The organism is Teichococcus deserti, assembly GCF_001982615.1.
GTDB classification, from domain to species: Bacteria; Pseudomonadota; Alphaproteobacteria; order Acetobacterales; family Acetobacteraceae; genus Pseudoroseomonas; species Pseudoroseomonas deserti.
Genome location: NZ_MLCO01000006.1, coordinates 1 through 6,798, shown reverse-complemented (window position 1 = coordinate 6,798; position 6,798 = coordinate 1). Strand labels below are relative to the sequence as shown.

Sequence of the window (6,798 nt, the reverse complement as noted above, 5' to 3'; positions counted from 1 at the left end):
GGGCAGGGTCGGGTCGGGCAGATCGGCGCGCTTCAGATGCTGCAGCAGGCGCCAGGGGCTGGGCGGCGGCGCCTGCCATTCGGCGGCCAGGCCGGTCGCCAGGGCGTCGAGCGCGGCGGGCTCGGTGCCTTCCAGCAGCAGCAGAGTCTCCACCCCCGGCGGCACGGCATCGGGGAAGACGGCATAGGGCGCGCCCGGCGCCAGGCTGCCGCCGAAGACCACCCCGGTCAGGGCGTCGCCCGCCACCAGCGCCTCGAGCCGCGGCAGGATCGGCAGCAGCTCGGCGAAGGGGCGGGCGAAGCGCAGCATGGCCATGGCGCCGCCCTGGGCGCGGCGGGCGACCAGCACGCCCTGGGCCGGCAGGCGGCGGAAGCCGGTCAGATGCGGCCGCATCCGCGCCGACCAGCGCGTCGGCTGGCTCATCAGCGCGGCGTAGTCCGGGGTTTCCAGCGCCGCCAGGGATTCGACCGTGTAGAGAGTAAAAAAATCAGCGCCCTGCTCGGCGCGGTAGCGATGCGCGCTGAGGAAGCCGGGGGCGCCGAGGCGTTCCGGCATATGCTCGGTGCCGTGCCAGGCCTCGTATTCGGCGGCGTGCTCGGGCGTCACGCCGTTCCAGAGGGCCAGGAAATCGCTCATGGCAGCAGGATCACCTTGCAGCCCTGGCGGGCGCGCAGCAGGTCGAAGCCTTGCAGCGCCTCGGCCAGAGGCAGCCGGTGAGTGATCATCTTCCGGGCGGCCTCCGCATGGCGGGAGAGAAGAGAAAGCACCCGCGGCCAATCGGCGATCGGGGCGCGATAGGCCCCGAGCAGCGTCTGTTCCAGCCGCACCAGCCGGGTCAGGTCGATCGGTGCCGGGCGGGCATGGATGCCGGCCACCACGAAGCGCCCGCCGCGCCGCAGCCGCGCCAGGCCCTCGGTCACCGCCGCGGCGACGCCGGCGGCCTCGATGACCACGTCGAAGCTTGCTTCCCCGAGCGAGTCCTCGGCCAGGTCGACCGTCGCGATGCCGCCCAGCGACCGCGCCAGCTCCAGCCGCGGCATGTCCTTCACCCCGGCCAGCGTGACCTCCGCCCCCGCCAGCGAGGCGAAGAAGGCGATGCCGAGGCCGATCGGGCCAGGGCCCAGCACGAGAACCCGTTCCCCCGGCCGGATTGCCGGCAATTCAGCGGCATGCAGCGAGACGCTCAGCGGCTCGGCCATGGCGGCGAGCTCGGCGTCCAGGCCCTGGGGCAGGGCGACGCAGTTCAGCGACGGCACCCGGACATGGCGGGCGAAGGCACCGTCGCGGCCGATGCCGATGCCGCGCCGCCCCGTGCAGCCATCCGGGTCGCCGCCGCGGCAGGACGGGCAGGCGCCGCAGACGGTGGAGGGCCGCACCGTCACCCGCTGCCCGACCGCCCAGCCGGAGACCCCTTCGCCGAGCGCCGCGATGGCGCCGGCGAATTCATGGCCGATGGTCACCGGCATGGCGGCCGTCATGCTCTCATAGCCGGCGGTCCAGTCGGCGATATGCAGATCGGTGCCGCAGATGCCGGCGGCTTCGACGGCCACCAGCACTTCGCCCGGGGCCGGCGCGGGGGTCGCCAGCTCGGCGAAGTCGAGCCCGGAGGCGGCGGCGGTCTTTCGGAGCGCCAGCATCAGTCCATCCGCACCTTGGCGTCGGCGATCACCTGGGCCCAGAGTTTCGCTTCGGCTTCCATGAAGCCCGCGAACTCCGCCGGGCCCATCGCCGCGGGGACGGCGCCGAGCAGGGCCAGGCGGTCCTTCACGCTGGCCTCCTGCAGCGCGGCGGCGAAGGCGGCGTTCAGCCTGGCGATCGGCTCGGCGGGCAGGTCCTTCGGCCCGGCCAGCCCGACCCAGGCGGAGACGTCGTAATTCGGGAAGCCCTGCTCGGCGACCGTGGGGACATTCGGCAGGCTGGGCACCCGCTCCGCGACGGTGACGGCCAGGGCCCGCAGCGCGCCGCTCTGGATCTGCCCGGCCGCCGAGGCCAGGGTGCAGAACATCACCTCCAGATTGCCGGCGATGGTGTCGGTCAGGGCCGGGGCCTCGCCGCGATAGGGCACGTGCTGGGTGGGCACCTTGGCGCGCAGCCCGAAGAGCTCGCCGGCCAGGTGGGCCACCGTGCCGCTGCCGCCGGAGCCGAAGGTCAGCGGGTTGCCGGACTTCCGCACGAATTCAGCCAGTTCCGGCATGGTCTTCACCGGGGAGGCCGCCCGCGTCACCACCACGAAAGGCAGCTTGGCGAGAAGGGCGACGGGGGTCAGCTCTTTCCGCCAGTCGTAAGGCAGGTCGTCGCGGAAGGCCGGGTTGATCACCGTCGTCGTCGGCACCGCCAGCAGGGTGTAGCCGTCCGGCGCCGCCCGGGTGACCGCCTGGGTCGCCGGGATGGTGCTGCCGCCGCCGCGGTTCTCGATCACCGGGCGGCGGCCGAGCGGGGTGCCGGCGGCCTCGGCGATGGTGCGGGTGGCGACATCGACGCCGCCGCCGGCGGCGAAGGGCACGACGATGCTGGGCGGACGCGCCGGCCAGGCATTCTGCGCCAGGGCCGGGGCGGCGAGGGGTGCGAGGCTGGCAGCCAGCGTGGCGCGGCGGGTGAGCATCGTCTTGGTTCCTCCAGGGGAGCGGCTTTTTCCGGCTGATTGCGCCGCGGCGCGGCCGCGTGCAACGGCCAAAGCGGGCAGGGGGTATGCCTTCAGGGCAGAGGCAGGGCGCTGTCGGCGGACAGGATGCCCGCGGCCAGCAGCGCCTCGAATTCCGGCAGGAAGCGGGCCTGCAGCCGGTCCAGCACGCGGTGGAGATACACCTCGAAACGGGCCTCGCCGGTGGTCGGCAGAACCGAGACCAGCGTCGGCCGGATGGCCATGGCGCTGAAGGCGTCGATCAGGGCGATGGCGATGCCGGCCTCGGCCAGGGCGGCGGCCGATTCCGCGAAGCGCACCAGGTGGCGCGCGCCGGGCGTCACCTGGCCCAGGAAGCCGTCGATCATCCGGCCATGCACCGCCTGCGGGTCGAAGACGGCGATCGGCTGGCCTTCCAGGTCCCCGGGCGCCAGCACGGGCCGCGCGGCCAGCGGCCAGCCGTGCGGCACCAGCGCCACCAGCCGGCCCTGGCCGATGCGCTGGCTGTGGATGCCGGCCTGCTGCACCGGGAACAGCGTCACCGCGACCTCGCCGGTGCCTTCGGTGAGGTAGGGGCCGACCTGGCTGACCGACAGCACGTCGAGCCGCAGCGCCAGCCCCGGTGTCGTGCGCAGCAGCCCGGCCAGGGCCTGCGGCACCAGCGCCCGCCCCAGCGAGGGCGAGACGCCCACCTCGAAGCGCGCGCCGCCCAGCCGGGCGCGGCGGGCGGCATCGTCCACCGCATGGCGCAGCGCGTCATAGGCGCGGTCGATCTCGCCCAGCATGCGCCGCGCCTCGGCGGTCGGGTGCAGCCGGCCGCCGCTGCGGTCGAAGAGCGCCAGGCCCAGCACATCCTCCATGCGGCGGATGATGCGGGTCACCGTCGGCTGGGCGATGCCGAGCGCCCGCGCGGCGCCGGCCAGCGAGCCGGCCTGCAGCACGGCGCGCAGCACCTCGATCTGGCGGAGCGTCAGCATGGGACCGGTTATGGGCTCAGCGCAGCAGCGAAGCCACCCGGTCTTCCAGATAGGGGTAGAACGGGTTCGACGACATGCGCAGCAGCGCATCCAGCCCGAGCACCAGCGCGCCCCGCTCGCCCCGCGCCGCGATGGCGCCCAGATGCAGCGGGAAGCCTTCGGCCGGGTCGGGCGTCGCGCCATAGAGCCCGTCGGTCAGCGGGAAGGGCAGCGCCACATGCGACAGCGAATAGACATCCGCCGGATAGTCCAGCCCGAGCGGCCTCGCCGGCCCGGGTGCCGCGGCGCCGGGCTCGGTGACCTCCTCGGTCATCGCGGCATCGCCGGGTGCCGCGTTGCTGATCACCGCGGCGCGGAAGCGGCGCGGGCCGGCGGGCAGCAGCCGCTCCAGCATGGTCTCGGCCGAGCGGCGGAACAGCGGGCCCAGCAGGCTTGCGCGGTTGATGTCGAACAGCACCAGCTCGCTGCCATTGGCCGGCAGCCGGGCATAGAGCGCCTCGATCACCGCCCGCGCGCTGGTGGTGGAATCCAGCACCGACTGGAAGGTCAGCACGGGCGGCAGCCTCTCCAGATGTCCTTCAAGCTGAAGGCGGTGGATGCGCCGCTGCAGTTCCTGGGTCAGCTCGTAGCTCTGCCGCGCGGCATGGACGGGGAAGGAATTGTACTTGAACGGGTTGAACTCCGGCACCCGGCCGAGCCAGGCCGACTTGGCAAAGGCCGGCAGCACCGAGGGCAGCCCGGCCAGCCCGGCGAAGCGGGCGAATTGGGTGATGCCGATCATCGGCGAGATCAGCACCAGGCGGTCGGCGCGCTCGGCCGTCCGGCTCTCGATCCCGTCCAGCGCCTGCATCATCGCCAGCGCGCCACCGTTGGAGAAGCCGACCAGATGCAGCGGCAGGCCGGCGCCGATGCGGCGCCGCGCCTCGCGGGTCGCCAGATGGGCGGCGGCCAGCCAGTCCTCCCAGGCGGCCGCGGTCAGCGCCGCCGGGACGGTGCCGTGGCCGGGCAGGCGGATGGCGATGGCCAGGAAGCCGGCGTCCCGGTAGCGCGCGGCCAGATGCCGCAGGCTGTAGGGGGAATCGGTCAGCCCGTGCAGGAAGACGGCGGCGCCGCGCGGCGGCCCGGCGGGCTCCAGCACATAGGAACGGTTCCAGTCGCGCGGCATGCGGCAGGGGCAGGCGACGGAGGCCGGGTCGTAGCGGTTCAGCGCGCCATTGGCCTCGGCGCCGCCCGGCCGCATCACCTCCCGCGTCACCTCGTCGAACAGCGTCTGCTCGGCCGCCAGCCAGCCGGGCCAGTCGGCCTGGGCCAGGGCGGTCCCCAGAAGCTCGGCGCGCGGGACATGGGTGTGCCAGGGCTCCAGCGCCGGGCCGCGCTCGCTGTCCCAGATGCGCCAGGCCACCAGCGCGACCAGCAGCAGCCCGCCGGCCAGGAAGGCCCGTCCCGCCCAACGTGTCAGCGCCCTGCGCATCGCCCCGCCCCTCTCTGCCGCGGACCCCAGCATCCGGAGGGCAGCACCGCAAGTCAAAGCTCCGGCTGCGCATCCAGCAGCTGCAGCGCATGCGCCGCCACGTCGCCCGGCCAGCCGGCCATCCGCGCCGCCAGCGCCACGCGGTCATCGGCGAAGAGCGCGCGGCTGGCTTCCTCGAAGGCCGGCAGGTCGCCGGCCATGGCGGAGAGGAAGCGATAGGCGGCCTCCTGCGCCGCGCGCCGCTGCTGGGCGCCGTCGCGCCGCGCCTGCTCGACCAGCTTCCGCAAGGTCACCGAGGCGCCGCCGGGCTGCGCCGCCAGCCAGTCCCAGTGCCGCGGCAGCAGCGTCACCTCGCGCGCCGTGACGCCGAGCTTGGGCCGCCCCTTGCCGCGCGGCGTCCCGAGCCGGGCGCGCAGCTGCTCAGGCGTGCCGCGCAGGTCGAGGTCGACCACCCGGCCGGTGGCGTCCTCGAAGACCAGCAGCGGGGCGTCGCTGCCGGCGGCAGCGGCGGCCTGGACGGCCAGCGCGACCTCGGCCAGCGGCCCTTCGGCAAGCTTGTGGAGGCCGGCGAAGGCGGCGTAACGGCGGTCGGTCATGGCCAAGCAATCCCTGTTTACACCCGGGTATAAACGCCCCTAGGATTATTACCAGGGTAAAAATCTGGAGGGCGGCATGGACCATGCGGCAAGGCGGGCGGCGGTGGCTGCCTGGAAGGAGCGGAAGGTGGCGGGCGGCGTCTATCGCCTGCATTGCGCCGCGACCGGGGAAAGCTGGGTCGGGCACTGGCCGGACCTGGCGACGCTGCGCAACCGGCTGGCCTTCACCCTCGACCAGGGCACGCATCCCGAGCCCGGGCTGCAGCGCGCCTGGAGGGCGCAGGGCCGCGACGCCTTCGCCTTCGAGGTGCTGGAGGTGGTGGAGGAGGGCGCCGGCCCGCTCGCCGGGCGGCCACGCGCGGAGCGCGCCGCCGCCTGGCGGGAAAGGCTGGGCGCCGGGCGGCTTTAGCCGCCCATCAGCGCCCAGACCCGTGGCGGCGTCAGCGGCATCTGCAGCGTGTCGGCCGCCTCGGTCTTGCCGGCACGGGCCAGGGCATCGGCCACCGCATTCACCAGCGCCGGCGTCGCGCCGATCGTGCCGAGCTCGCCGACGCCCTTCACCCCCAGCGGGTTGGTGCGGCAGGGCACCGACTGGTCGAGGGCGGTGACATAGCCGGCCACCAGCTCGGCCCGCGGCATGGCATAGTCCATGAAGCTGGCCGAGAGCGGCTGGCCGGTCTCGGGATCGTAGACCACCTGCTCGCACAGCGCCTGGCCGAGCCCCTGCAGCGCGCCGCCGGCGATCTGCCCCTCGACGATCATCGGATTGACCACCCGCCCGGCATCGTTGACCGAGACGTATGAGAGAATGTCGACATGGCCGGTCTCGGCATCGACCTCGACCTCGCAGACATGGCAGCCGTTCGGCCAGGTGGGGCCGGACACGCTGCTGGTGCTGTCGATGAAGATGCGGCCCTCGGGCTGGCGCGCCGCCAGCTCGAAGAGGTCGATGCCGCGGTCGGTGCCGGCCAGCTGGATGCGGCCCTGGCTGTATTCGAGGTCGCCGGCGGACACCTCCAGCGCCTCCGAGGCGAGGTCCTTCGCCTTGTCGACCGTGCGGTCGGCAGCGACCTTCACGGCGGAGCCGGCGGTGAACAGCGAGCGCGAGCCGGCGCTGCCGAAGCCGCTGCCGCG

At 73.8% G+C, this 6,798-nt stretch carries 7 protein-coding genes and 1 pseudogene; 1 reads left to right on the top strand and 7 read right to left on the bottom strand.

Going from position 1 to position 6,798, the window contains the following annotated elements; genetic code table 11:
• The 6 genes and pseudogenes from BKE38_RS01090 to BKE38_RS01065 form a co-directional block, all read right to left on the bottom strand.
• A pseudogene (locus BKE38_RS01090) lies at positions 1-636 on the bottom strand (antibiotic biosynthesis monooxygenase); the annotation flags it as partial.
• Positions 633-1,637 (bottom strand): zinc-dependent alcohol dehydrogenase, encoded by a 1,005-nt coding sequence (locus BKE38_RS01085; RefSeq protein WP_076955529.1) that lies wholly within the window; start codon positions 1,635-1,637, stop codon positions 633-635. The gene BKE38_RS01085 and the pseudogene BKE38_RS01090, both read right to left, overlap by 4 nt.
• Positions 1,637-2,602, bottom strand: coding sequence for a Bug family tripartite tricarboxylate transporter substrate binding protein (locus BKE38_RS01080; protein ID WP_076955528.1), 966 nt, complete (start codon positions 2,600-2,602; stop codon positions 1,637-1,639). Before BKE38_RS01080 ends, BKE38_RS01085 begins: the two co-directional genes overlap by 1 nt.
• Before the next feature lie 92 nt (positions 2,603-2,694).
• Positions 2,695-3,597 (bottom strand): LysR family transcriptional regulator, encoded by a 903-nt coding sequence (locus tag BKE38_RS01075; protein WP_076955527.1) that lies wholly within the window; start codon positions 3,595-3,597, stop codon positions 2,695-2,697.
• A 16-nt stretch (positions 3,598-3,613) separates the two neighbouring features.
• The gene (locus tag BKE38_RS01070) at positions 3,614-5,068 is read right to left on the bottom strand and encodes an alpha/beta hydrolase (RefSeq protein WP_076955526.1); all 1,455 of its coding nucleotides are present in this window, start codon (positions 5,066-5,068) and stop codon (positions 3,614-3,616) included.
• 53 nt (positions 5,069-5,121) lie between these two features.
• Positions 5,122-5,664: a DUF2239 family protein gene (locus BKE38_RS01065; RefSeq protein WP_076955525.1), complete on the bottom strand. Its 543-nt coding sequence runs from the start codon at positions 5,662-5,664 to the stop codon at positions 5,122-5,124.
• A gap of 76 nt (positions 5,665-5,740) precedes the next feature.
• Between BKE38_RS01065 and BKE38_RS01060 the strand changes: the two genes are divergently transcribed.
• On the top strand, positions 5,741-6,073 hold the full coding sequence (locus BKE38_RS01060) for a GIY-YIG nuclease family protein (protein WP_076955524.1): 333 nt from the start codon (positions 5,741-5,743) through the stop codon (positions 6,071-6,073).
• Here BKE38_RS01060 and BKE38_RS01055 read toward each other — a convergent pair.
• Positions 6,070-6,798, bottom strand: a 729-nt coding sequence (locus tag BKE38_RS01055) for a xanthine dehydrogenase family protein molybdopterin-binding subunit (RefSeq protein WP_165694087.1), incomplete at its 5' end; no start/stop codon positions are given. The two genes, BKE38_RS01060 and BKE38_RS01055, sit on opposite strands and share 4 nt — an antisense overlap.

Excerpts from the sequence above, each read along its gene's own strand:
- BKE38_RS01085 (WP_076955529.1), bottom strand. The coding sequence starts at position 1,637 with ATGCTGGCGCTCCGAAAGACCGCCGCCGCCTCCGGGCTCGACTTCGCC.
- BKE38_RS01080 (WP_076955528.1), bottom strand. The coding sequence starts at position 2,602 with ATGCTCACCCGCCGCGCCACGCTGGCTGCCAGCCTCGCACCCCTCGCC.
- BKE38_RS01075 (WP_076955527.1), bottom strand. The coding sequence starts at position 3,597 with ATGCTGACGCTCCGCCAGATCGAGGTGCTGCGCGCCGTGCTGCAGGCC.
- BKE38_RS01070 (WP_076955526.1), bottom strand. The coding sequence starts at position 5,068 with ATGCGCAGGGCGCTGACACGTTGGGCGGGACGGGCCTTCCTGGCCGGC.
- BKE38_RS01065 (WP_076955525.1), bottom strand. The coding sequence starts at position 5,664 with ATGACCGACCGCCGTTACGCCGCCTTCGCCGGCCTCCACAAGCTTGCC.
- BKE38_RS01060 (WP_076955524.1), top strand. The coding sequence starts at position 5,741 with ATGGACCATGCGGCAAGGCGGGCGGCGGTGGCTGCCTGGAAGGAGCGG.